The following is a 25,609-nucleotide window of genomic DNA, read 5'->3' on the forward strand; positions in this document are numbered from 1 at the left end:
GGCTCAATGAGCACCGGCGCCGCCTCCAGCGCCCGGCTTTTGGGTCAGCAACAAAGCAACCGCAGCGATTGCCAGTACGACTCCGATGACAGCGAATGTGTCACTGAAACCCAGAATGAGCGCCTGGCGTCGAACGACTTGGCCCAGAGCCGCGATCGCCTTGTAACTGGCAAGAACCGGGTCGGAAACGCCGTGCGCCATGAAGTAACTGGCAGTCTGGGAGAGACGGTCGCGGACCTCCTCCCGGGCAAGGGTCACCGACTGGCCGATAATGTTCGAATGAAACTGCTCACGCTTCGTCAGGATCGTGCCGAGCGTTGCCGTGCCGATGGCGCCGCCGAGGTTGCGCAACATGTTGGACAGCCCCGAGGCCGCAGCTGCGTCGGACGGCACAATACCAGCCGTGGTGATGGCGGTGATCGGCGTCAGCACCAGCGCCTGTCCGATCGCACGCACGATGTTGGGGATCCAGAACTGATCGCCGGCACTGTCCGCCGAAAGGGTAATGTTCATGAAGCAGCTGATCGCAAAGATCGAGATGCCGAGGAAACCGATGTAACGGACGTCGAACCGTTTCATCAGGACAGGGACGAGCGGAATGAGCAGCAACTGCGGCAAACCCGTCCAAGCCAGGACGTTGCCGATCTGCTCGGCGTTGTATCGCTGAACCTGGCCCAAATATTGCGGCAGAATATAAACGCTACCGAAAAGCGCGACACCGACGAGCATATTGACGGCAACGCCGATCCCGAAATTGCGCTGTGCCAGCAGACGCAGCTTCACCAGTGGTTTCTTCACGGTGAGTTCAATCCAGATGAAAGCGGCAAGAAAGACGAAGGCAACAATGCTGAGCTTGACGATGAATGGAGAGGAGAACCAATCCTCCTTGTTGCCTTCCTCAAGCACGGTCTGAAAAGCGGCGAGCCCGACGGTCATCGCAATGATGCCTGCCCAGTCACCTTCCTTCAGGAGGTGGAGCTGCATCGGCTGCTTGTCGAGCGTCAGGGCAAGGGCAACGACCATGAGGGCGCTCGGTACGGCGTTGATGAAAAAGATAGACTGCCAACCGTAGTTTTCGGTCAGATAGCCGCCGATCGTCGGGCCGATCGCCGGGGCAAACGTGACCGACAGAGCAAAGAATGCCAGGCCGAGCGGCTGCTGCGTCTTCGGAAGCTTGGTCAGCACCATGGTAAACGCCATGGGGATCAGAACGCCACCGGCAAAGCCCTGCAACCCGCGCAGAAGGATCATCGTTCCAAGGTCGTGAGCAAAGGCACAGGCAATCGAAAACAACGGGAAGAGAACGGAGTTTACCAGAATGTATCGGCGGAACGAGAAGACGCTGCTGAAATAGGCCGTCAAGGGAATGACGACGATTTCGCCGATCAGGTAGGAGGTGGAGATCCAGGCGCCATTGTCGATGCCGGTACCAATGCCGCCCTCGATATCGAGCAATGAGGCATTGGTAATCTGGATGTTGAGAATGGCCATGAACGCGCCGATCATGCCGGCGAGTACGGCGATCCAATCCCTGGTGCTGGCCCGCGGCTGCGAGCCGACTGTGGTGGTTGAAATTTCGGAGGACATGGCTGCAATCTCCTCACCTTTGCCATCAGACCCGGTTGCCCTGAGCGGCAGCTTTGGTATCGATACTCGGCTGCACCGACATGCCGGGGCGAAGATCGCCGGTAGCGGCGCTTTTACCGTCAAGAATGATTTTGACCGGGATCCGTTGGACGACCTTTGTGAAGTTGCCCGTGGCGTTATCAGGCGGAAGCAGGGCGAACTCCTGGCCACTTGCCTGCGCGATGCTGTCGACACGGCCATGATAGGTGCGGCCGGGGAACATATCGACTTCGAGATCGACAGTTTGACCGGCATGCACGTCGGTCAACTGTGTTTCCTTGTAATTGGCGATCACATAGACCGCCGTGATTGGCACGATCGACATCAGCTGCGTGCCGGCCTGAACATATTGGCCGACCCTTAGCGTGCGGTTGCCCACCGAGCCGTCAACAGGCGCGAGGATGGTCGCATAGGAAAGATCGAGTTCGGCCTGGCGTTGAAGGGCCAGGCCACGGGCAAGAGCGGCCTTTGCCTGGGCAACCTCGGCGTTCAAAAGATCAACCTGTTTGATCGCGGCGTCGAGAACGGCGCTGTCGCGCGCGACGGCGGCCCTGGCTACCCCGATCTGCGAGGCTGCCTGTTCAGCGGTCCGCACCGGGCCATATCCTGTGGTCGCAAGATTCGAATAGCGCTTGTCATTCTGTTGCGCGAAGGTCTCGTTGGCCTTGTCGACGTCGACGGTCGCGCGTGCTGCGGCGATCGTCGATTGCTGGATGTCGAGGGCGGCTTCCTTGGCAGAAAGCGTAGCCTCGGCGGCAGCGACATCAGCCTTCGCCTGGTCGAGCGCGGATCTGAAATCGCGATCGTCGATTCTTGCAAGCGGTTGACCAGCGATGACCGTTTGGTTGTCGCTGACAAGCACTTCGATAATATGGCCGGACACCTTCGGAGCGATCGTGCTGGAGTCGGCCTTCACATAGGCGTCATCCGTTGACACGTGGAAGCGGCCAACCGTCCAATAGTCATGGCCGAAATAGGCTGCGGCGGCAATCAACGCGAGCGCAGTTGCCCCGATGAGCACAGAGCGGCCCGAGCGTTTGCGGGCCGTCCTTGCTTCGGCCGACCCGGCCAGCTCTGCTACGCGTGGCGGCTTGCCGGCATCGAGCGTTGCAGGCACCGCTTCCGCAACCGCATGAGCGGCGGAGGGGACGTTGTTATTCAGGGCATGCAGCTTATTGCTAGGCATTGTTATTCTCCGGAACAGGTCGCGAAGGCTACGGCCTCTGGTTAATTGGAAATTTGATATTTTCCAAAATACGCGCTATAAAATCGAAGTCAACGGAAATTTGGAAACTCATGATGGTCCAAAATAACAAAATCGAGAAGAGATCGCGAGGCCGGCCCCAGGTGCGGTGCGACGAGGACACCAGGAATATCATCATCGAGGCCGCAAACAGGCAGTTCCACGAGAACGGATACGCAGCAGCCAGCATTGCGGCGATCGCGCAAGAGGCGGGCGTCTCGACCAAAACGCTCTACAGGCTTTTCCCGACGAAGGCCGACGTCTTTTCGGACCTGATTTCCGATCGTATCGCCCGCTTCCTGTTGGCGCTGGATGTGGGCACGCTTGCGACGACGGACCTGCGGCAGGGTCTCGAGCGGATGCTGACGGCCTATGGCATGCTGACGCTCTCCGACGATACCATCACCATCACGCGCCTTGTCATCGGCGAGTCCGACCGCTTCCCGGAGATCGCAGCCTCCTTTTATGAGCAGGCGATCGTCAAGACCAACAACTTGATGGAGGATTGGTTGCGTAAGCAGGCCGATCGCGGCGCCCTTGCGCTTGCAGATCCGCATGCCGCTTGCGGGATGCTTCGCGGGATGATGGTCATGGAACCCCAGCGGGCCGCCATGCTGCGTCAGAAACCGGCGCCCCGCATCGAAGAGATTGCCGCGCGCGCGCGGATGTGCGCGGATTTGTTTCTAAGGGGCACTGCGACTGCTCGATCTTGACGGTATGTTACCGGCGTTGCGCCCTGACTATTCGGTCGAGCCGAAATCGTTGTCCCAGGACTCCAACATGGCGTCGGCCAGTGTGCACGAACCAGCATCGAGTTGATCCATCGTGGGAGCAGCCAATGCCAACCGCACCCATGCCAATAACACGCTCCCTGACCAACGGCTTGCCATTGGGCGCAACTTATTTTGCGCGAGGCATTCCATCACGCTGAATTTGTCGCACCCAATGAGCCTTGCGGCGGCGTCGATCCGGCTCACCTACAAAGTCGTATCTCCATCCTTGTAGGGGCTCTGTCGCCAATTATTAGTCCCGTTGCCGTTGTGGAGCCAACGCCATCGTCTGCGCATAGGCGAGCGGAGAGCGGTTGCCCGGCATGTTTTCGTCCAGCACCAGCGTCTTGAGATCGCCGGCGCGAACATCGAGAGATATGGCACGATCGAGCTTATCGATCGACCAAACGGCGTAACCGAATGCCGAGTCAAATCCACAATCGCAGCCGCAATCGCCTTTGGCGATTTTCGACGGTCTTTTAGATAGGCACATGATCTGCGGTTTTGGCAACTTGTAGCAATGCCCCTCATACGCATAACCATAAATCACACCGATGCTTTTTATATAATCCACTTTACCACCCAAACTAACAGGAAGGAAACTATAAGACTTTCCATCAAATACCGCTATTGTTACTCCATTGCCGACAACTCCGGAACTCTTCAAAATATAATCAATTAACCTTCCAATATCATCAATTATGCTGTCGTCTCCAATACTTCTGATCTTACCATCAATCTCAGATATCATTTCATTAATATTTTCATCTTTATTTTGTTTATCATAAAATTTCGCCGGCCGCCCATACAGTCTAATATCTCCTGGACGATAAGCCTCGTATTCAATTACATCTTTTAGACCTTCTAGATCTTTTGCATTTCCAACAACAGGATTAACATAACAACCACTCATCTTTCCCTCCTATGGCTCATCTTGAACCGATGATTTCACGCCACGCAAAATTCTCTTCCAGCAGTTCGGCCGCCGCTCCACCCGCCGCGGCAATGACGGCGTTTGCCGCTTGGTCAAGGCGCAGTGTGTTCGGATCAAGCGTTCTCAATGCGGTAGCAAGCGCCGCGCCCACCGCGTCGCGTGCAGCGGTCAGTGCCAGCTTGAAATACAGCGGCTTGATGCTGAACGCGTCCGCCGTCGCCTGACGAAACGTATCGAATTCGTCCCGCGCCAGTTCCCGGATATCGACATCCAGAAGCCGGCTGTCGGCGCAGCCGTTTGCAACCAGATCCCGATGGTAAAGCGCAACGATGCTATCGAAGATGGCGCCGACGAACGGCAGCGCGCGGTCGTGCACTTCGCGTGTCACTGCGGACATTTGGCGGAAATTGGTGGCAAGGCGGATCTGCGTCTCGGGGCTGGTTTCCGCAAAGCGGTTCAGTTCGTTGTCGAGCAGCAGATTGCCTCTCGTTCGCCGCAGAAGCCGGTCAATCGCGGAATCGAAATGCAGGAACGAGATCAGCGAAACACAGTCGGAAAAGGCTTCGGAGAACGAAAAGAAGTCGCCGTCGGGCGATATCGCGGTTGGCACGTCTGTCTCCGATAGCAATATGAGGTGCCCGACTTCGTGCGCGATCGTGTCAAAATTCAACGCATAGGGTCGAAGTATGCCGTCGACATCGGACCAGCCGAGTTCCAGATAGCCATAGCCCGCCTGCGCATTGTCCCAATCGGCAAAAGGAATGATTTCAAGCCTCGGAAAAGTTTGATCGAAGAACCAATGGATCGGCCGCCCCAGATAACTCTGCCAGATGTCGAGAACGAAACGCACGCAGGCGTAGGCGTGGACGGCGAGAAAGGGTCGGGAGGTTGGATCGATGTTGTCGAAGTGGCGATCCGGGCCTGGCCTCACCGGCGCACGCCTTGCCCCATCGAATGGCGGCAAACCCGCTAGACCGTAGGGCCGCTTGTCATAGAGCGGATCAGCGACATACATGGAAAGGTCGCTGGGGCCCTCACCGATTTCGTCACGCGGTATCGACAGCCACACACGATCGGGCTGTTCGTATCCGGGAATGAAGGGCGGCTGGGGATAAATCCAGAAACGCGTGCCGAGACGCGCATTTGCAGAGTCGAGGGCATCGTCCCGAAGCAGACGCATCGCACAATTGCCCCCCTCGATTGAAAATCCGGCAATTAAGGATTCAATTTATAAGTGTTTACTAATTTTGAGTCAATGCCGCCCGCCTCAAGGTCTCGAACAAAGGTGTTCGTCGCAACCCAGGAGATGCTTACACGCGTCGCATTTCGTTCCCCCGCGATGGCTCGCGCGCTTCGCAGCGCAAGCAGCGCGTCCAGTCTTTTTTGTCTCACCATCTCATTCCGCAGCTCTTTGAACCTCTCCGCCCGACACCCCGCGGCGCGCAGGATCGCTTCCAACTGCCGCTCTCGAAAGTTCATGTTTCGCGTGATTGTTGTCAGCAAATCGCGCTCTGCAGCCGTTATGAAATTCCCGCGCATCAAGCTGGCGAACGTCCGCTGCAGATCTACCAATGAGTCCGTCAAAGGAAGGAAGCCAAGCTCCGGCGGCCCCGAATGAACGGCGACGGCATCATCGGGAGCGAGCCGCCAGCGCCGATACCACCTGTAGATCAGGCCCACGCCGATCATCCCGAATTCGTTGAGTTCCGCCGCTCTGAGTGCGCCCATGCTCGCAGCGCCGATCACGACGATCCCCTGTGCCATCGCCCAGAGGATTTCCTTGTGTCGGACAGCCGGCCTGTCTTCGAATTGCCCGTCGATCAGGACCATCGCACGCGGGCGGAATGCGTGGGCGGCGAGCAGAATGTCGCCTTGCGCGACGGGCTGCAGGTAGATGGCGTCGAGAACTGGCTCCGCCTCGGCCAACCGAAGAGTCGGACCAAGAAACACCAAGATCGGACTTTCCTCGCTCGCATCGACCATGTGAACACTCACCGTAAAATCGAAAAAGGAAGGGCTCCGGGAAGGATGGCCCTTATGCACTGAACTCCCGTTTCAGCGTCCGCTCCGACGGGCACTGCTAATATGGGTCCCAGCCCGGCAGATGTGACCCCGTCGATAAGCGATCCGAGATCGCAGATTGCGGGCGCTTCGATTGCCGGGTGTGGCGTCCCGAATGCGCCACCAAGAATGAGCTGGCGGGCCTTCTCAACGACAGCATCGGTGCTTCGTCTATAATGCTCCCGGGTTTGATCATCGCGTGCACCCGATATCGCCCCTGCGCGTGCTGACACGGCTTCGAGCATTGCGCTTGACGCCGCCGCCTCGACGCTCGGCCCCGCCGCATAACCCTCCGTCGGAAGAGCAAGGATGGGCTCGCCCCGGCCCGTCTCGATCGACTGGCACCAGACGACTGGAACTTTTGCCGGCGAAGGGGCGAGCCAAAGGCCAATGGATATATCGTGCTTGCCGGCGACAGACAGTATGTGATCAACGCTGTCACCCAGCCCGAACGGCGAAATTCGCATTCGATCAAAGAAGCCGTGGGTGGCGAAAGCGCGCGCGACGGCGTCGCGTTCGATGCATTCGAACAGTCCATGCAGAAACGCGCCGACGACGGTCATGTGACAGGCAAGACCCGTGGTCGTACGCGTGAACAAGCCATCATGGGCGGGCGGCGGATCCGTGTAGCAGGTGTGAACAAGTTCCAGCGGAACCGGCTGCGTCCGACCTGTCGCCACATCGATGCCGGTGATCCACGGTATCGTCGTTTCCCGCCAGGTCCCCCGGCGGCCAGGCACCAGAAGATTTTCAAACAGGCCCCCGACGATCTTGAGCTCATCGGCCGTGGCGAGAAACACCCGCTCCGGCGGGATGGCTTCAGCGTAGAAGCGCTCCAGCGATTCCATGATCGCCCCCACTGCCGCGCTTGCCGTGGCAAGACCTCGCCCGAGCGAAGTGACTTCAGACAGGGCGGCGGGTCGAACGGTCTGCACCACCGGCAGCCCGATCCGGTCAAGCCCGGTCAGATCACCGAGGCGGGTTATGCGCGCGCGCCGACAGAGCGGCAGAATTGCACGCAGGCATCGATCGTCCACGTCGGGACCTGCGAGCTGCGACAGGGGTTTGCCGAGGTCGGCAATGATACGGCCGCGAAAGGTTGCGAGCATCCCTCTGGGGTTTGACGGATCCGTGTTCCGGCCTGCCGGTTTAAAGCTCAACGACAACGCCAAGCTCCAGAATTGAATGCCTCGCCCGCCTCAATAGCGCCGTTGCTCCCTGGCTCTCGGCAATTTCCACCGCCGAGCGCAGGTCGGCGACAATTGGTTCCGTGGTGGTGTTGCCCCGCGCATGAAGGACAGCGCGTCGTCGGTAAAGCTCGGCAAGCCAATAGGCATGACCGGTTTCCCTGGCCTTTTCGATCGCGTCATTCGTGACCTCGATCGCCGACTCATATTTGTCCGCAAGCCCGAGCAGAGTGGCGTGCATGTAGAGATAAATCGGCAGATCTGCGACGGCGCCAAGGTTTTGCAAGAGCGACAGCCCCTCGCGAAACATCGTGTGCCCGCTCGTGAGGCTCTCGCCATGAGCGCGAGCCCACCCACCGAAGAGCAGCGACAGACCAGACAGCGACTGCATCTCATGGGTCTTCGCGAAGTTCGCCATTCTTTCGGAAATTTCGATGAGACGCCCATAGTCGTCCCGGTAAAAGGCGGACACCGCTTCCGTATCAAGTGAATGCGCCTTGCTCGGCACATGGGATATCCGATCAACGAAAGCGACCATCTTCGTCAGAGCCGCGTTTGATGCTTTCGATTGTCCCGTCAGCCACAGCGAAAGTGCGAGTTGCCCGAGACCGCAAACCTTGGCGTCATGGCCGCCAAACAACATTCGGCTGGTTTTCGCCGACTGCTCATCGTAAAGGGCAAGGCCCGCCTTGACCGCATCCTGGGTTTCCCGATGATGGCCGAGATTAAAATCGATCGCCCAGATGCAGTGGTTGACCTGGAGCTGTATTTCCGGGTCTTCGGCTTCCGCCAGCATGGCCTGCACCTGCCGTGCGCGATCGCGCATGACGCGAAAATCCGATCCAGTGAGCCACCAGCCCCAATAGATCGGAAACCACTTGGATTGATCTTCCATCGGCTGTCGGCGGGCGATGACCACCCCATCTTCATAAAGCTTGCGAGCCGGCGGCGCGTTCAGTCCCAGAAGGCCGGTCAGAATCGGACCGAGCGACGTCAGCGCCGATAGCTGCAGGGGTTCGACCGGATGTCCTTGGCTCACTTGGTCGCAAAGTGCCAAACCGTGCTCCAGATAGTTGCGCGCCTCCACCATCGCCGACCGGCTCGAACTTTCCTTCCCTGCCGAAATATACAGATCGATTGCGCTTTCCATGAACCCGGCCCGCTCCGCATGCTCGGCCAATGTTCCGGTGTCGATCCAGGGCGCCATTTGGCGATTTTGGCTGACAGCGCCGAACAGCCGGCGATGCAGTGCCTGCCGCTGCCGTCGCAGCAGCGCGTTGTAGATCGTTTCCTGAATCAAAACGTGCCTGAAACCATAGGTCGTATGTCCCGGCGCCCTGATCCTCATCAGGAACCCCGTGTCGCACAGGGTATCAGCGGCCTTGGCCAAAGACTTCTTGCCAAAACCCGGCAGCAGCGCTCGAAGCAGCGATAGGGTAAACCATGTGCCGGCAATTGCGCCCGCTCGCGCCACATCTCTGGCCGGGCCCAGGTGCTTGACGCGTGCATCGAGTATTCCCTCGAATGCGGATACATGGGTGGGTCCAACGTTTTCCGATAGGCTCATCGTATCCGTCGCAACGTTCTGCGAGACCCATTGGCAGATTTCCTCGATGAAGAGCGGTACGCCGCCGGATATCCTCTCGGTGATGTCATAGAGTTCAGGAAGCATAGCCTGCCTGTGCTCCGGCCACCTTGCTTCGATGGCCAGTCGTGTTTCGTCACGATCAAGGGGGAGCAGCGTCAGACGGGTGGGGTTGGCTGCATCCAGCCAATCCGCCGCAAAACCGAGACGTGAGGTCACCACCAGGAGAATCGGAAGTTGGCGCGCAACTCGCGCGGCCTCCGCCAGCAGATCCTGGGAGGTCGGATCGATCCAATGAATGTCTTCGATGGCCAGGACGACCGGCCCATTCGCGCACAACGCCTCGAGTGCGCGAAACACTGCGCGCAGAGCCTTTTCCCGGATGGCTTTGGGACCGTTGTCGGCAAGCCGTTGATTTCGTCCCAGCGCGCCCAGCAAGTATGCGAACGTTTCAATCGTTTCTGCGTCGCGTATGCCGTTGCGTTCGAAAAGCGCTGCCACAGCGGAAGCCGTCAGACCCCCCTGACCGTCCTGTCCTGACATGACGCCCATAAAGCTGTTCAACAGGGGATGCAGCGTCGAGCGATACCCTCCGGGCAGGCACTGGAAGAAGAACAGCCCTGATCGCCGGTCGCGAGTCTTCTTGCGGATTTCGCGCAAAAGGCGCGACTTTCCGATGCCCGCGTCTCCCTCGATCAGGAGTACTTCGCCCCCCTCGGCGGGAATCCTTTCCCAACAGGCGGCGATCATGCTCAGCTCGCTTTCGCGACCAATGAACGGGCCGCCAAGGCTTCCGAACGCGTAGAACCTATCGACCTCGATCTTGTGCCCAAGTGCACGCCAAACCTTCTCCGGCACGGTAAAGCCCTTGAGCGTCTTGACGCCTTCGAACACGAAGGCATGCGACCTGCCGGCCAGGTTGCGCGTGTCCTCAGAAACAAAAACGCTGTCTGGTGCGGCGATCTCTTCCAGACGGGTGGCTATGGCCAGTGCCGCACTCGTAACCGGTTGCCCCTTCCCCTCGTCCGTCTCCTGGATCAGCGCGATGGATGTGGCAATCCCGACGCGAACGTGCAAGTCTTCGCGCCCAGCTTCCCGGCCGACGCGCGCGCAACCTTCGACGATCCCGAGGCCTGCGCGAATGGCGAGCGATGCCGCATCCTTCTCACCGACCTCGATAGGGAAGAGCGCTACGCCTCCATCTCCGGCCTCAAGTTGCATGACGCCGGAATGGGAGATTATCGCCTGTTTCGCCGCATTCTGAAACGCTGCGATCAGTTCCTGGTAATCCTCTATATCCAGTAGGGAAAGAAGCCTGGTCGACCCGACAAGATCATAACAGAGGGCGGTGATGATCCGCCGCTCGCCACCATACAGGGAGGCGCGCGCCTTGTGACGCGAAGCTTTCGTCGGTTGTCGTAGTCCGTTGACCCGACTTTCGCGCAGCATTCGCCACTCCTGCCGCTTCGCGTGTATGGACGCAAAATTCCCCTAAATAATTATAGCATAGGCGGGCGGTGTTAATAGGCGCGGGGAATTAGGGTGGACTAATTTAGCTCGGGCAAGCGAAGAAGACGGCATGACACCCTGAGGCAATCATTTCGACGATCTCAGCATTGTCCGAATGTTGGGAAAGCCGAAGCGCACCTCTCCGTCGGGCACCACATCCATTAGATACAAGCCCCCATGCGGAGGGATATCGCCTGGTTTGATCAGGCCAACGATCGGTGACGCGCCGGACTTTGCATAAGCGCCCATCGACTTTTCCTCGATCGTCGTTAGGCCTCCGTCGGCATTGCCCGGCGCAAAGCTGCCATAGCCCAGCGTTGCATAGTAGCGTGCGGCCTTCGCGACAGCTGCGCGGAGTTCGTCGGAAAGCATGGGGGTAACCGCCCGATCTGCCATAATTTCCTCGCAGCCGGTCAACTCACCAGTCTCTTCGAAAATGCATGTCGCGCCTGCGGCGGCGAAAGCACAGCCAGCCGAACCACGTTCTTCAACATGGATCGGAAGCCGTGGACCGGCACCTACGCTGCCGGTGGACGATACCGAATCGACTTTGCCTTTTCCAAAGCGTCCAGCGTATCCTCGACGCTGAGGAGGACAGTGGTCTCCATAGAGCTGAGCGCGCCGCCTGCACCGATCGCAAGCGCGACAGCCGCCATCGATACGTTATCAGGGGCCTCCCACAGATTCCAACCATCTCGCTCGCCGAAGGCGTACCAGAACCCATGGAGCTTTCCGCCGACGGACTCAATATAGGTGCGTGCCGCCTCGCGACGATCCTCAGGGTTTTCGATCATGCGCGCCCAAGTCTCGGGCGTGTAGCTGAAGCGCGTGAGATACATGGCCATGGATTGCCTCCTCCCCCAGAACAACACAGTTAACGCTCAAGCTGGGGAGAACGCGAGTCATTTCCAACGTGCGGACTTCTCCTGGCGGTTGGTGTTAACTTCGCCGTTTTTGGCGCGCGGCGGAAAGTCCCCAATAACCCGTGCAACAATCCGCAAGAGTAAATCGTTGTGGCGTCGGGCCGCGGCCGCTACAGCCCCGCGCGTCCTATTAGACGCGCAAAGGTCGCTGTAGCACTTTGAATTGCTGCATGTGGACAGCTCGCCGTTTGGGTCCGGCGTCGGCGCTCACTTGTATCTCGAGGCGGATTTTTGTGACCGTCAAGCTCCGGCGCCACTTCTTGGCGGCTGGGATGGCGGACAGCCTGTTCTTCAGCATCGCCCTTCTTGGGAGTTATAATTTTTCTTGGGCGTAATCAGTCACTTCAGCTTCAACAACAAGCACCGGCCGGTCGAGTGAAAGGGCCCGTGCTGGCGCCGCTCGCTTGCGGTCACGCTCCTGTGGAAGAGCACTCAAACAGGACCTTACTGGTCGACGCATCGATGCCTGCCAGGCTCACTTCATATCCCCAAAGCCGGCTTATATGCGCTAGTGTCGCGTCCCGATTGCTTTCCTCCAGCAGAATGCCGTTCTTGATGACGTGCTTCAGTCGAAGCTGCCGATCTCCCAGCAGATCGACATCGACCACCTGTATGTCCGGTCTATTGGCCACCGGGTCATAGTTCCGAGCGAGCCCGGCACGCACGGCAGCGTACCCCTGCTCGTTGTGGATGGAAGTGACCTCACAAAATTTGTTGGTCGCGCGGTCAGAGAGACGAAACAGGCGGAATTTGCGGATCAGCGCCGGGCTCAGATATTGCAGAATGAAGGACTCGTCGCGGTGGTTCTCCCAGGCGCCGATCAACGTGCCCAATGGGTCACCGTTGCCGGATATGGTGGGAAACCAGTCCCGATCCTCTTGCGTCGGCATGGTGCAGATGCGTTCGATATCCTGCATCATAGCAAAGCCCAGCGCGTAAGGGTTGATACCTGAGAAGCGGGAATCGTCGAAGCCCGGCTGAAACACCACATTGGCGTGGCTTGCCAGCAACTCCAACATTGCGCCTTCACTGACCCTGCCCTGGTCGAACAGTCTATTGATAATGGAATAGTGGACGAAGGTCGCGCATCCCTCGTTCATCACTTTGGTCTGACTTTGCGGATAGAAATATTGCGCGATAACGCGAACAATCCTCAAGATTTCCCGCTGCCAGGGCTCAAGGATCAGACTGTGCTTTTCGAGGAAGTAGAGCAGATTCTCCTCGGGAAGGTTAAGCGCCTTCTTCCGTTCCGAAGCCTCGCGCTCCGCCTCCTCGATGCCGGATGTTCCGCTTGCCGTCGGCAGCGTCCGCCATAAATCGCTATAGGTCTGCTCTTCATATTCCAGCCGCTCCCGGGCCCGCGCCGTCTCCTTTTCCGATGAGAGCCGGGGGGGACGGCGATAGTGGAATACGCCGTGATCCATCAGGGCATGCGCCGAATCGAGTATCTCCTCCACCGCACTGAGACCGTGCCGCTCCTCGCATTTGGCGATGTACTTCTTGGCGAAGTCCATGTAGCCGAGGATCGCGCCGGCATCCGTCCACTGGCGGAACAGGTAGTTGTTCTTGAAGAAGTGATTGTGGCCGAAGGCCGCATGCGCGGTGACCAGCGCCTGCATCGGCATCGTGTTTTCTTCCATGAGATAGGTGATGCAGGGATTGGAGTTGATCACGAGTTCATAGGCCAACCCGCGATAGCCTTTTTGATAGAGTTGACTTTCAAAAACGAAGCGCTTGCCAAACGACCAGTGCTGATACATCAGCGGCATGCCGACGGACGAATAGGCGTCGAGCATCTGTTCAGAGGAGATGATCTCGATCTGGTTCGGATAGACGTCCAGTCCCATCTCGCCGATCGCAATCGCCTCGATCGCCTCATAGGCACGCGAAAGCGTCGCGAAGTTCCATTCCGAACCGTCGAACAGCAGAGTGGAGGCTGGCCGTCTTGCCATTCGATCGTCCCCTCACCTGCGCAGTTGAACAGGTTGATGCCGGGCAAAGAGTTTGCGGAAGACGGGGTAGATGTCGGCGGGCATTGCAACGCGCGTCATCTGGAAATTGGGTACCTCGCTGTCGACCGTGCGGTAGGCGCGCCAGAGTGAGGTGCCGTTGTCCGTCGACCCGAATATTCCGCTCTCGCGCTCGTCTATGATCTCGACATAGGCGTAATACTGGCACAGACGCATGAGCGATTCCCGCAGAAGTTCGGCGCACCGCTCCGAGTCGCCGTTTGCATTGTCGCCGTCGGAGGCTTGGGCCGCATATATATTCCAGAGATTCGAGGGATAGCGCTCCTCGATGACCCGGAGCATTTCCTCAAGCGCCGTCGAAACGACCGTGCCGCCGCTCTGCTTGCTGAAAAAGAACGTCTCCTCGTCAACTTCCCGCGCCTCATCCGTGTGGCGGATGAACACGATGTCGATCCGCTCGTAACGACGCTTGAGAAACAGATGCAAGAGAACGAAGAAGCGCTTGGCAAGATCCTTCTCGCGCTCCCCCATCGAGGCGGAGACGTCCATCAGGCAGAACATCACCGCACTCGCGTTCGGCAAAGGCTGACGTTCGAAACGGTTGAACCGCACGTCGACGGGATCGACATAGGCGATACGCCGCCGCCGCCGTTCGAGCACTTCCAGTTCTTCGCGCAGGTGCCAGAGCCTGTGGCGCTGCTGCGGAGACGGTTGCTCCTCCCGTTCCAGTGCCGCGATCTCGTCGGCAAGCGCCTGAAATTCCCTCTCGCTCGGGCGACGCAGGGCCATGCGCCGTCCGAAGCTGTTGCGCATCGTTCGCCCCACATTGATATTGCTGGGCGTGCCCACCGTCGAGAAACCGACGCGATGGGACTTGTAGCTGACGGTTTCGCGCAGGTTCAGCTTCACCATGTCCGGAAGCTCCAGATCTTCGAAGAAAAGATCGAGCACTTCCTCACGCGACAGCACGAAGAGAAAGTCGTCCGTGTTTTCGCCCCGTCCGGGGCCGCCGACCCCTCCGCCACCGCCTGATTCCGGCTTCCTAAGTCGGTCTCCGGGCGAGAAGGTCTCGTTTCCGGGCAGGACATAGTGCCGCTCGCCGCTGCCGCGCGAATGCTGGAAGCTGGGCTCGTCCGCACCACGCTTCGGGATCGGAACGCCGTGGGCGGCGTCCACATCGATGATCCTGTCCGACTTTACCTGATCCCTTATCGTGCGCTTCAATTCCTCATGGACCCGCTTTAAAAAGCGCTGCCTGTTGCCGAGACTCCTGTCCTTGGGGTTCAGCCGGCGATCGATGAAATTCGGCATGTGCCCATCCCCCGCTTACGCATCGTCAACCGGCCTTGTTGACGCGCATATACCAGTCGACGAGCCGCCGCACCTGACGCTCGGTGTAGCCGCGTTCGGTCATGCGTTCCACGAATTCAGCATGCTGCTTCTCGGTCACGCTGTCCTTCTTCGAGCCGAAGCTGATGACCGGCAAAAGGTCCTCGACCTGGCCGAACATGCGCTTCTCGATCACTTCCCGGAGCTTTTCGTAACTTGTCCAAGAGGGGTTGCGCCCGTTGTTCCTGGCACGGGCGCGCAGGGTAAACTTTACGACTTCGTTGCGGAAATCCTTGGGGTTTGCGATCCCTGCGGGCTTTTCGATCTGCGACAACTCGCCGTCGAGAACGTTGCGATTTAGGATCTGACCCGTATCAGGATCCTTGAAGTCCTGATCTTCGAGCCAGGCATCCGCGTAAGAGATATAGCGGTCGAACAGGTTCTGACCATATTCGCTATAGGATTCGAGATAAGCCTTCTGGATCTCGTGACCGATGAACTCGGCATAACGAGCGGCGAGCTCCGAGCGGATGAAATCGAGATAGTTCGCTTCGGTCTCCTTGGGAAATTGCTCCCGCCGGATAGCCTGTTCCAGGATATACATCAAATGAACCGGATCGGCCGCGACTTCCTTGGTGTCGTAGTTGAAGGTCTCCGACAGCACCTTGAAGGCAAAGCGGGTACTGACGCCGGTCATACCCTCATCGACGCCCGCGGCATCGCGATATTCCTGCAGGGACTTCGCCTTGGGATCGGTATCCTTCAGGTTTTCGCCGTCATAGACCCGCATCTTCGTGTAGGACGGCGAGTTCTCGTGTAGAGCGAGGCGCGTCGCCACCGTGAAGCGGCTAAGGTTCTCCAGCACCTCGGGCGCACATGGGCTCTCGGACAACTCGCTCTCGCGAAGCAGCTTTTCATAGATCAGCCGTTCCTCCGTGACACGCAGGCAATAGGGTACCTTGACGACCAGAATCCGGTCGAGAAAGGCCTCGTTGTTCTTGTTGTGCTTGAATTGCAGCCATTCGGACTCGTTGGAATGGGCAAGCACGATACCCTGGTAGGGGAAGGCGCCGAAGTTCTCCGTGCCGTTATAGCTTCCTTCCTGCGTAGCGGTGAGCAGCGGATGCAGAACCTTGATCGGCGCCTTGAACATTTCGACGAATTCGAGCAGCCCTTGCGTAGTCCTGTTGAGCCCGCCGCTATAGGAATAGGCGTCGGGATCGGCCTGGCTGAAATTCTCGAGCTGGCGGATATCGACCTTGCCGACGAGCGCGGAAATATCCTGGTTGTTCTCGTCGCCCGGTTCCGTCTTGGCGATGGCGATCTGGCGCAGCCGCGAGGGCGTAAGTTTGACGACGCTGAACTTCGAAATGTCGCCGCCGATTTCGTCCAGCCGCTTGGTTGCCCAAGGCGATACCAAGTCGGTGAGCCGCCTCTTGGCAATGCCGTATTTGTCTTCGAGCAGATCCCCCATACGATCGCGGTCGAACAGGCCAAGGGGCGACTCAAAGACGGGACTTATCTTACCGTCGATGGCCAGCGTGTAGATCGGCTGCTGCTCCATCAGCTTCTTGAGCCGTTCGGCAAGCGACGACTTGCCGCCACCCACCGGCCCCAAGAGGTAAAGGATCTGCTTACGTTCCTCGAGCCCCTGCGCGGCATATCGGAAATATCCGACGATCCGCTCGATCGTATCCTCCATTCCATAGAAGTCCGCAAAGGAGGGGTAGATCTTGATGGTGCGGTTAGCGAAGATACGGCCGAGGCGCTCATCCGCGCTCGTGTCTATCAATTGCGGCTCGCCGATGGCAGCCACCATGCGCTCCGGCGCCGTGGCATACATGCTCCTGTCGTCGCGACAGGCGAGGAGATATTCCTGCAGACTTAACTTCTCTTGCACTCCGCTTGCGTAAGTCTGCGAAAAGAGGTCGAAAACATCGCCGTCATTGGCTCTCATGGAAGCCTCCTGCGGTCGCCCGAAGTCCTACGCTTCTGCTACGACCACTTCATTTTCAACGAAATTAGGCCCGGGTTTGTTCCCGAAATTGGCTGCCTTCACTACTTATCCATCTCACAGGCGCTGACGCCGAGCGAATCAAGGCGCTGCTTACTAACAATAACATCGGCCAGCCATCTTCGCACCCTATCTGAACAGCGAGTCCACTGTCCAAAAGCATGAAACAACCGAGCGGCCCATCAGGTTGACCGGAGTACGGGAAAAATGGGCGCTCTGATCTCCCCGCCAATCGTCAAAACCATGGGGGTACCGCGTCACACGACCTCCGCGCGCCCGCCGAAGCCGGAACGAAACAGAGCCTCGTGCGCATCCTGATCCGGATCAAAGCAGCAGTCCTGGACTAGGCGCACAGCGTAGTCCGCATCACTGGCCCAGGCGACGCTTGAAAGAACAACACCGGTGGTGCTTATCCCAGCCATTACCAGCGTGCTTACGCCGCGCGTCCGGAGGTCGGCGTCAAGCGATGTGCCATAGAAGACGCTGGCTCGCGGACATGCATAGAAAAGGTCACCCCGTTCGACCGCAAGACCTTCGACGGGCAGACCAGTACGAAATCGTCCGGTCGGTAGATACGGTGAGATTTGGCGGTTATCCGCCGGCGGTGCGTGTTCATACCCTTCGCCTAGCGAAAAGTTGGGAAATAGCAACGGTCGACCAGTGGCGCGCCAGCGCCGGATCAATGCGTTACACTGCTGCAACAACGACGATGGTTGCTCCCCGAAAAGGATTGCGAACACGTCGACTTGATAGTGCATAATGACGAGGGCCGCTCTATCAATGTAGCTGCCCTGGAAATCGACCGCCATCACAACCCTCCAAAATCAAATTTGAATTCGACCCGGTATTCGTCAGCGCCAAGTGTAGCTTGAGCCGATGAACCTCTCGCTAACGAGAGGCGAGGCCATGTATTCATTTGCTCCACTGTCGCTGTCGCCCCGCCGCTGTCCATCGCTATGGCCTTGCAGGACTGAGCCGTGATCGAAGGCCGACGAACTCGGAGACAGCAAAGTCAATGAGTTTTCGGATACGAGGTATGCGGCGCATGTCGCTATGAACGCCGATCACGAGTGGCAATGTCGGTGGAGAGTTCCCTGTATCCACGGCAAGCAATCCCAGTCGATCGGCGGCCAGAAAGAACGGAAGCGTGGCAACCGCTACACCCGCTTCCACCGCACTCAGTTGTGAGCGTATCGAATTTGTCCGCAGGATCACCCTTGCGTCCGGAAGGATCTCCTTCAGCCACGTGGAAAGCGATACGCGTACGGGCGCCTCGGCGAGTTCGACGATGGAATGCGCCGTGCTATCCCCGGCTGCCGGCTTTCCGAAACGCTCGATGTAATCGCGCGATGCGAACAACCCGTACCGAACTTCCGCCACCTTCCATTCAACGATGTCCTTCTGGTCGAAGCCGCCAAACCGGAAGGCGATATCAGCGTCTCGCCGGGACAGGTTGAAGCGCCTGCTATCGTTGATGAGATTGATGGTGATGCCCGGATGGTCGGCGGCGAATTTCGCCAGAATGGGCGCGATGACATAGTCGCCCAGCCAGTCGAGGGTAGTCACGGTAACTGTTCCCTGCAGCCCTTCCTCCTGCGCCGCAAAGCGGCGCTCTACTGCCAGGGCACTCGCCTCCATCTGATCGAGAATCGACAGGATGGACTGGCATGCGACAGTCGGCATCAGCCCGTTCGAATGCCTTTCGAAGAGCTTATGGCCGCATTTTGTCTCGAAGGCGTCAAGGCGACGACTGAGCGTCGGCTGCGTGGTGCCAAGGCTGCGGGCGGCCGCACTTAGGGAGCCGTGGCGGGCGAGCACCTGAACAAGACGCAGTTCTTCCCAGTCCATACGGCTATCTCCATCCCAAATTTGCGCCTGCACCCTACGACGGACCCGAAGCCGGCACTGCAAAATCCGTCAATCCACCGCCAGGCGAGGTGGCTGATCCCGGCGATAATTCATAGACAGCTTGGTGCCTGCCGTCATTCCCCCGTCGATGGGAAGCACCGCGCCGGTGATGTAACTTGCCTGTTCGGAACAAAGCCAGAGCACTGCCGCCGCAACCTCCTCGACCGTGCCAAGACGGCCCATCGGCGTCGAAAGGGCGGCTTGCTGCTGTACCTGCGCGCCTGCGGCTTCGAGATGATGGGTCAGGATCGGCCCTGGGGCGACGACGTTTATGCGGATCCCCTGATCGGCGTAGTCGAGCGCCGCAGCCTTCGTAAGGCCGATAATGCCGGCCTTTCCCGCGACATAGGCCGAAAGACCTGATGTCCCATTCACTCCGGCAACCGAGGCCATGTTGGCGATCGCGCCACCGCCGTTGTGTAACATGGCTGCGATCTGGTGGCGCATACCAATGAAGGTGCCACGAATATTGGTTCGCATGCTGCGATCGAAGGCCTCGATATCGAGATCGGCAAGGGGCGCCGGCATCCCGCCGTCGGTCGCATTGTTAAAGGCAGCGTCCAGTCGTCCATACCGCTCAAGGGCGCTGTCCAGGGCGCGTTTCATCGCACTCTCGTCACCGACATCCGCCTGGATCGCCAACGCCTCCCCGCCCCGCTCGCGGATCGAAAGCGCAACTTCATCGATCGCCTGTTTCGAGCGGGCCAGCAGCACAACGGCCGCGCCTTCCTTCGCGAATGCCCTGGCGGTGGCCGCGCCAATGCCCTTACTCGCGCCGGCGACCAGCGCAACCTTTCCGGGATATCTCTGTTCAAGGGCATTCATCGACCGACCTCCACGCTGAAACTGCGGTGGCTGTGTAGCCTGCACTGGCGACCGCGTCCTCCTGTAGCGGCGTATGCCTCCCATACGCAGGCAGGCAATCGACTCGTCCACACCGAGCCGTTTCCATCGATGCGAGGCCCTGTCGGCAAAGACCGGGGCGCTGACGGGAGAAAATCGATGGGCGGACTGACGTCAACCGAACTGAAACGAACGCCGCTGCCGCAATTGCGGGCCGCGGTTGATAAGGCGATCGACGACGCTTTGGCGCAAGAGCGGATCGTCGGCACCGTCGTCCTGGTTTCCATCGACGGCAGCCTCACCTACCAGCGCGCTGCCGGCTTTGCCGATCGAGAGGCGTGGCGCCGGATGCAACTCGAGAGCATCTTCCTGCTCTCATCCGTCACAAAGCCGATCGTAACAGCGGCCGCCCTGGCATTGATCGACAAAGGCGTGATGCATCTCGACGATGCGGTATCGACATGGTTGCCCGACTTCTCGCCGCGCCTGCCGGACGGAAGCCTGCCGCGCATTACCCTGCGCCATCTGCTGACGCACAGCGCCGGGCTCAGCTACGCCTTCATGGAACGAGGTGACGGCCCCTATCAGAGGCTCGCCATCAGCACCGGGCTCGACAACACCAATGACGATCTTTCCGACCTCATTCGGAAATTGAACGCCGTCCCGCTCGCGTATCCGCCCGGAGAGGGCTGGGGCTACTCGATGAGCCTCGACGTTCTCGGTGCCGTCATCGAGCGTGCGACGGAACGTGCGCTTTCAGACGCGGTGGCGACGCTGGTGACCGGTCCGCTGCAGATGGAGGATACGGCATTTTCGGTTGTCGATCGCAGCCGGCTTGTTACACACTACGGTGACGGGACACCGCGACCACGGCGATTGGCGGATGACGATGCCATTCCGTTCTTCGGCAATCCGGTCAGGTTCTCCCCCGTGCGGATTTTCAACACCCAAGCTTTTCCGTCAAGCGGCGCCGGCATGGCCGGCACGGCTGGCGATATCCTGCGCCTTCTCGAATGTCTCAGAACGGGTGGTACGCCCATCTTGAAACGCGAGACCGCCAGTTCAATGTTTGAAATGCAGGCGAAGACTGCAGGCGCAGCCGCCGGACCGGGCTGGGAGTTCGGCTTTGGAGGCGCGATCCTTGCCTCTCCTGAAGACGCCGGAAGTCCCCAATGTCCGGGCACGCTGCAATGGGACGGCGCCTATGGGCACAAATGGTTCATCGATCCGGATCGACGCCTTTCCATCGTTGCGCTCACCAACACGGCGTTCGAAGGCATGATCGGCCGCTTTACGACCGACCTACGCGATGCCCTATACCGGAGCCTTTGAGATGCCGAGGTCTGCTGTTCCCGTCGATCTCGACCAATACTTCGCGCGCATTGGCTACGGCGGGCCGCGTTCACCGGATCTGGCGAACCTTCGGGCGATTATCGCGCACCATGTCGCGACTATTCCGTTCGAAGCCATAGACGTCCTCCTGGGACACGGGATCGATCTGTCGCCCGCAGCCCTCGATGTCAAACTCATCGCGCGCCGGCGCGGCGGATACTGCTTCGAGCACAACGGACTGTTTCAAAGGGTCCTGTTATCGCTCGGCTACGTGGCAGAGCCGCTGATGGCTCGCGTCCTGTGGATGCGGGAAAAAACTGCTCCGCCGCCGGCCTGGTCGCATATGGCGCTCCGCGTCGTTATCGATGGAGTAGCCTACCTCGTCGACGTCGGCTTCGGCAGCTGCGTTCCAACGCTTCCCTTGCGCTTCGACGTCGCGGCGCCACAACCGACGACGCATGAGATGTTTCGTTTGACCGCTACACCGGAAGGCTTTTTGCTCAAGGTACTGCTCGCCGCAAAGTGGTCACCGGTCTACGAGATTTCGACGAGAACCTGCGCCGACGAGGAATACGATATCGCAAACGCCGGCGCCTCGACCCATCCACACTCCCATTTCCGCCAGCAACTGCTTGTGGCCTTGACGACGCCGGAAGCACGAAACGTACTGCTCGGGAACAGGCTGACGATCCGCCATCGCAATGGACAGGTCGATCGTCGTTGGCTGGATGCAGTGGCAACCGAGGAGGCGCTGATCAATCTGTTCGGGCTGCCGTTCCAAAACGAATGGCGGCGAATCTTGCCCCAGGTAACGAGCACACCCGCATGAGCCATTGTCGTTGCCGACCATTGTCGCCAATTCTCGCGAGGCTGGATGATGCCGCCGTTGGCGCCTGTCCGCAAAAATCACCTGGAGGGACTACAGCGCCGCGCGTCTTATTAGACGCGCAAAGGTCGCTGCAGCACTTTGAATGACTGCATCCGGCGCGTAGACGCGGCCTGAGCTAGAGATTTCGGCGGAAGAAGGCGACGACGGCTGCGTTCAGGCGCGCATGAAATGCTGCCCGATCGAAGCCGGGTGTATCGGTGCAGATTTCGTGCAACGCCGCCAGCTGGCTTTTTGTGCAAGGCGCGAGGAATGAGTAATGTCCGGCGCCAGGCTCGATATGAGATACTGGCATGACCGGTAACCCGCCCTTCACGATTGCGAAGTCCGGCTCCGCTGGCACGATGTGATCCAGCTCCGCCGCCCAGAGTGCCACCGGCTTTTGCACCTCGCGCAGACCGTCAGGCAGGAACAAGGCCGGCATCGCCGGGGCGGCGACGAAGGCCGCCTTCAGCCGTTCATCGCGAACGACGTCCAGCGCCGCAGCGCCGAAGCTCCGGGCGATACTGTCTGCCCCGCCGAACTCGCGGCAGACCCATCTTTGCGGAAACGCCACACATTGGTCGATCAGACCGGAAAGCTCAGGCTTGCCACCCAGGGCGACGAGCGACGTGAAGCCGCCAATGGAGAACCCGAAAATGCCGACACGATCCGGATCGATTGCAGCACGCTGCGGCCAGGTCTGCAGCATGTAGTCGATGATCAGCGATATATGCCGCGGCCGCTCGGTCAGCTGTCTGCGGGTGGCGTAGTGGCGCATGTCGGCATAGTTGTCGCCGGAATGCGAAAGGGCGACAACGACAAACCCGGCTTCGGCCAGCGCGAAGGCCGTATCGTGATGGCCGTGGGCGCTGCCACCCGTGCCGTGCGAGAGGACCACCAGGGGTAGTCGCTTGCCAACGACGGAACCGTTAGCGGCAACGGTCTGGGTATAATCGCCGAGTGCCTGCATCCGAGGCGCTTCGTTCGATGGATACCAGATCGCTGCCTGGAGAGGACGATCGAGAGGATCGGAGACTTCAACCGCCTGGAAGCCGACGGTCGCATAGGCGGCCGAGGATATGAGAAGCGTAACCTGAAAAAGAAGCAGGAAAAACGGTCTGAACGAGATCATGGAGTTGGCCCGATTGAAATGACGCCGGGGACGTTGACATGACGGTTGCGCAATCGAGACCAAGATCATGTTCGAGGTCGTCTCCGATCACGATCTGGTCAATAGTGGCCGCAAAACAGGACCGACTCGATGCTCTTCGTTCCGTTGCCGTTCGTCGCGGCGCTGCTGCTGCTCATTCTTTTGGTACAGATGAGCCTTCGTGAGCAGGCTGCCAGCCGGCATTTCCGGATATTGGTCCTGCTGCTTTGCGTTCTTGCGACGGTCATCGGCATGCGCTGGGGCTATGGGATCGAACGTGTCTTGCCGGCCCAGGCCATTCTTGCCTCTGCCGTCGGCCCCATGGCCTGGGTCTGTTTCGCGACCTTCGTCGCCGAGCCGGGCAACACATCCTCCTATCGTTTCTGGCCGCACATGCTGCCGTCGCTGCTGGTGACACTCCTTGCCGTTGCCTCACCACAGTGGATCGATCTGACTCTCATCGCCATTTTCGCTTGTTATGCGGTCGCGCTTGGACATCTCGCGTGGGGTGGCTCGGACGCGCTCGACCTTGCGCGTTTCGACGATGCCCCTCTCGTTCATCGGTCGCTGCAGATCATGGCTGCGACGCTGTTGCTTGCGGTCATCGCGGACAGCTTGATCGCATTGGACCTGCGCGTGTTCGACGGTTCGTATGCCGCCACGATCGTGACCGTTGCGACGATCCCCCTCGTGCTTTTGCTCGGGGCCGGGGCTGCGATCGCATCCCGAGCTCCGCCCCCGCGCGAGCCCGAAGCCGTGCAGCCGGCGCCGGCATCCGACGACGACACCCATATTGTTGCGCGCCTGGCGCAACTGATGCAGACGCAAGGGCTCTATCGCGACCATGAGCTCAACCTTAGCCGGCTGGCGCGCAGGGCAGGCATTCCCGCCCGTCACCTGTCGAAGGCCGTCAACATCGTTTGCGGCAAGAACCTCTCGCAGTATGTCAACGATTTCCGGATCGCGGAGGCCTGCCGGCTCCTCGAAAAAGCCGATATCGCCGTCACCACGATCGTCTACGACGTAGGCTTCCTGACGAAATCCAATTTCAATCGTGAATTCCGGCGCGTTACCGGCATGAACCCGACAGAGTGGCGTTCATGCCGGATGGGTGGTCCTGTTCAAGTAGACAGCGCTAGCCGGGGCTTCCCCTGACCCCGCAAACAAGCTCGCCCGGTTGGGCATGTAACATCAGATTTTGCGATGGTCGAGCTTGCACTTATGCGGGGCAGACCCGCCTGCATCCGAGCCGGAAAAAGGACCGTCAGCCTTGCCGCCGCATGGATAGGATCGACGCGTCAACCGCACAAACTCGTGGTACGTGCGCCTCCACGACCAAAGACTGATCAAAGCGAAGTCGTCGGCCTGGACTCAGTAGACGATTGAATCTCAGCTCTTGAGTGGAATCGAACTACTTCCTCACCTATCGACTCGGGCTCAACTCGCTGGTGTGGACCGCTTGCCGGATAAGGATATTCCATTATCTTTTGGGCATGAAGATATTGGCGATTTCGGGCAGCACACGTCAGCTATCCACCAACACGGCCTTGTTACGGGCTTTCCAAGCCCTGGCACCGGCCGATATCGCAATCGATGTCTTTGACCGGATCGGTGAGTTGCCGGTCTTTTCTCCTGACCTTGAGGGCCCGAATACCCCAGAGAGCGTCATCCGGTTCATCGAGAAAATTTCCGCGAGTGACGGGCTGATCATTTCGAGCCCTGAATATGTTCGCAGCATTCCCGGCGGTCTCAAAAACGCGATCGACTGGCTTGTCTCCGGTGAGGCGGTGATCGGAAAACCAATAGCCCTCGCCCATGTTTCGCACCGAGGCGAGGACATGCTGGCGGCGCTGCGAACGGTACTTTCGACCGTAAGCTCAAATTTCTCCGAGAATATTTTCTTTCGGTTTCCGGTGATGAAGCAGGCGCCTGACGCAATCAGGGGAAGCCTCATGACTTCGACTAATCGTCCCGGGGCGGAGAAATTCCTCAAGGACTTTGCAGCGTTCTGCCGGAGCCAGAAAAGCGAGATTCCAGACGCTATTGATATTTGAACGGTGGCGGCGCTCGTAAATGATCTGGATACAGGCCAAAGACACCGAGCGAGCCGTAAAACTCCACGAAACGGCGCCGGAATTCGATGCGGGATCGGCGCCAATTGGCGAGTTCCATCAAGCGCCTCGAGCGGCAATCGATGAAAAAAGTTCCCGCCGCTGCAGCGGTGATGGGTGAAAAAAGAGAACAAGCAGATAAAGCAGCGGTCTGAGAAAATCTGGCATGCGTGCGTGAACGGAGAGCAGGTATTCGGAGGCGTTTCTCGTAGCTATACGTCACATTGGGCTCGAAAACATAGATCT

General features: G+C 59.1%; 22 protein-coding genes. 5 read left to right on the forward strand and 17 right to left on the reverse strand.

The window, feature by feature from the left end; genetic code table 11:
- Positions 1–3: 3 nt before the first annotated feature.
- Entirely contained in the window at positions 4–1,587 is a 1,584-nt protein-coding gene (locus tag IB264_RS12330; RefSeq protein WP_192433447.1) for a DHA2 family efflux MFS transporter permease subunit, read from the reverse strand.
- A 25-nt stretch (positions 1,588–1,612) separates the two neighbouring features.
- Positions 1,613–2,812, reverse strand: a complete 1,200-nt coding sequence (locus IB264_RS12335) for an HlyD family secretion protein (protein ID WP_192433449.1) — start codon at positions 2,810–2,812, stop codon at positions 1,613–1,615.
- 113 nt (positions 2,813–2,925) lie between these two features.
- Here IB264_RS12335 and IB264_RS12340 point away from each other — a divergent pair, with 113 nt between their 5' ends.
- Complete coding sequence (locus IB264_RS12340; RefSeq protein ID WP_192433676.1) at positions 2,926–3,582, forward strand: TetR/AcrR family transcriptional regulator; 657 nt, start codon at positions 2,926–2,928, stop codon at positions 3,580–3,582.
- Positions 3,583–3,609: 27 nt separating this feature from the next.
- On the opposite strand, the gene IB264_RS12345 is transcribed toward IB264_RS12340, so the two are convergent.
- The 14 genes from IB264_RS12345 to IB264_RS12410 form a co-directional block, all read right to left on the reverse strand.
- A complete protein-coding gene (locus IB264_RS12345; protein WP_192433697.1) occupies positions 3,610–3,846 on the reverse strand; it encodes a hypothetical protein in 237 nt (78 codons plus the stop codon).
- Positions 3,847–3,892: 46 nt separating this feature from the next.
- Positions 3,893–4,552, reverse strand: coding sequence for a hypothetical protein (locus tag IB264_RS12350; RefSeq protein WP_025430509.1), 660 nt, complete (start codon positions 4,550–4,552; stop codon positions 3,893–3,895).
- A gap of 16 nt (positions 4,553–4,568) precedes the next feature.
- A complete protein-coding gene (locus tag IB264_RS12355) occupies positions 4,569–5,753 on the reverse strand; it encodes a hypothetical protein (protein ID WP_025430510.1) in 1,185 nt (394 codons plus the stop codon).
- A gap of 35 nt (positions 5,754–5,788) precedes the next feature.
- Positions 5,789–6,556, reverse strand: a complete 768-nt coding sequence (locus IB264_RS12360) for a TfuA-like protein (protein WP_025430511.1) — start codon at positions 6,554–6,556, stop codon at positions 5,789–5,791.
- Positions 6,557–6,564: 8 nt separating this feature from the next.
- The gene (locus IB264_RS12365) at positions 6,565–7,743 is read right to left on the reverse strand and encodes a YcaO-like family protein (RefSeq protein WP_192433451.1); all 1,179 of its coding nucleotides are present in this window, start codon (positions 7,741–7,743) and stop codon (positions 6,565–6,567) included.
- Positions 7,744–7,783: 40 nt separating this feature from the next.
- Complete coding sequence (locus IB264_RS12370) at positions 7,784–10,855, reverse strand: AAA family ATPase (RefSeq protein ID WP_192433453.1); 3,072 nt, start codon at positions 10,853–10,855, stop codon at positions 7,784–7,786.
- Positions 10,856–11,002: 147 nt separating this feature from the next.
- Complete coding sequence (locus IB264_RS12375; protein WP_246811744.1) at positions 11,003–11,332, reverse strand: UxaA family hydrolase; 330 nt, start codon at positions 11,330–11,332, stop codon at positions 11,003–11,005.
- A gap of 101 nt (positions 11,333–11,433) precedes the next feature.
- Positions 11,434–11,760: a GYD domain-containing protein gene (locus tag IB264_RS12380; RefSeq protein WP_057206885.1), complete on the reverse strand. Its 327-nt coding sequence runs from the start codon at positions 11,758–11,760 to the stop codon at positions 11,434–11,436.
- Between the two features lie 488 nt (positions 11,761–12,248).
- A complete protein-coding gene (locus tag IB264_RS12385) occupies positions 12,249–13,790 on the reverse strand; it encodes a SpoVR family protein (RefSeq protein ID WP_025430516.1) in 1,542 nt (513 codons plus the stop codon).
- A gap of 12 nt (positions 13,791–13,802) precedes the next feature.
- Positions 13,803–15,119, reverse strand: a complete 1,317-nt coding sequence (locus IB264_RS12390; RefSeq protein WP_192433455.1) for a YeaH/YhbH family protein — start codon at positions 15,117–15,119, stop codon at positions 13,803–13,805.
- A 25-nt stretch (positions 15,120–15,144) separates the two neighbouring features.
- Complete coding sequence (locus tag IB264_RS12395) at positions 15,145–17,094, reverse strand: PrkA family serine protein kinase (protein WP_025430518.1); 1,950 nt, start codon at positions 17,092–17,094, stop codon at positions 15,145–15,147.
- 314 nt (positions 17,095–17,408) lie between these two features.
- Positions 17,409–17,960, reverse strand: coding sequence for a cysteine hydrolase family protein (locus IB264_RS12400; RefSeq protein WP_192433457.1), 552 nt, complete (start codon positions 17,958–17,960; stop codon positions 17,409–17,411).
- A gap of 145 nt (positions 17,961–18,105) precedes the next feature.
- Positions 18,106–19,032, reverse strand: coding sequence for a LysR family transcriptional regulator (locus IB264_RS12405; RefSeq protein ID WP_192433459.1), 927 nt, complete (start codon positions 19,030–19,032; stop codon positions 18,106–18,108).
- A gap of 36 nt (positions 19,033–19,068) precedes the next feature.
- A complete protein-coding gene (locus tag IB264_RS12410; RefSeq protein ID WP_192433461.1) occupies positions 19,069–19,884 on the reverse strand; it encodes an SDR family NAD(P)-dependent oxidoreductase in 816 nt (271 codons plus the stop codon).
- A gap of 177 nt (positions 19,885–20,061) precedes the next feature.
- On the opposite strand from IB264_RS12410, the gene IB264_RS12415 reads away from it, so the two are divergent.
- A complete protein-coding gene (locus IB264_RS12415) occupies positions 20,062–21,234 on the forward strand; it encodes a serine hydrolase (RefSeq protein WP_192433463.1) in 1,173 nt (390 codons plus the stop codon).
- A 1-nt stretch (position 21,235) separates the two neighbouring features.
- Positions 21,236–22,063 (forward strand): arylamine N-acetyltransferase, encoded by an 828-nt coding sequence (locus IB264_RS12420; protein ID WP_192433464.1) that lies wholly within the window; start codon positions 21,236–21,238, stop codon positions 22,061–22,063.
- Between the two features lie 175 nt (positions 22,064–22,238).
- On the opposite strand, the gene IB264_RS12425 is transcribed toward IB264_RS12420, so the two are convergent.
- Complete coding sequence (locus tag IB264_RS12425) at positions 22,239–23,234, reverse strand: dienelactone hydrolase family protein (RefSeq protein WP_192433466.1); 996 nt, start codon at positions 23,232–23,234, stop codon at positions 22,239–22,241.
- 129 nt (positions 23,235–23,363) lie between these two features.
- Between IB264_RS12425 and IB264_RS12430 the strand changes: the two genes are divergently transcribed.
- A complete protein-coding gene (locus IB264_RS12430; protein WP_192433468.1) occupies positions 23,364–24,407 on the forward strand; it encodes an AraC family transcriptional regulator in 1,044 nt (347 codons plus the stop codon).
- Between the two features lie 338 nt (positions 24,408–24,745).
- Positions 24,746–25,306 (forward strand): NADPH-dependent FMN reductase, encoded by a 561-nt coding sequence (locus IB264_RS12435; protein ID WP_192433678.1) that lies wholly within the window; start codon positions 24,746–24,748, stop codon positions 25,304–25,306.
- Positions 25,307–25,609 lie beyond the last annotated feature (303 nt).

This window comes from Ensifer sp. ENS11 (genome assembly GCF_014851895.1).
GTDB lineage: Bacteria > Pseudomonadota > Alphaproteobacteria > Rhizobiales > Rhizobiaceae > Ensifer > Ensifer canadensis.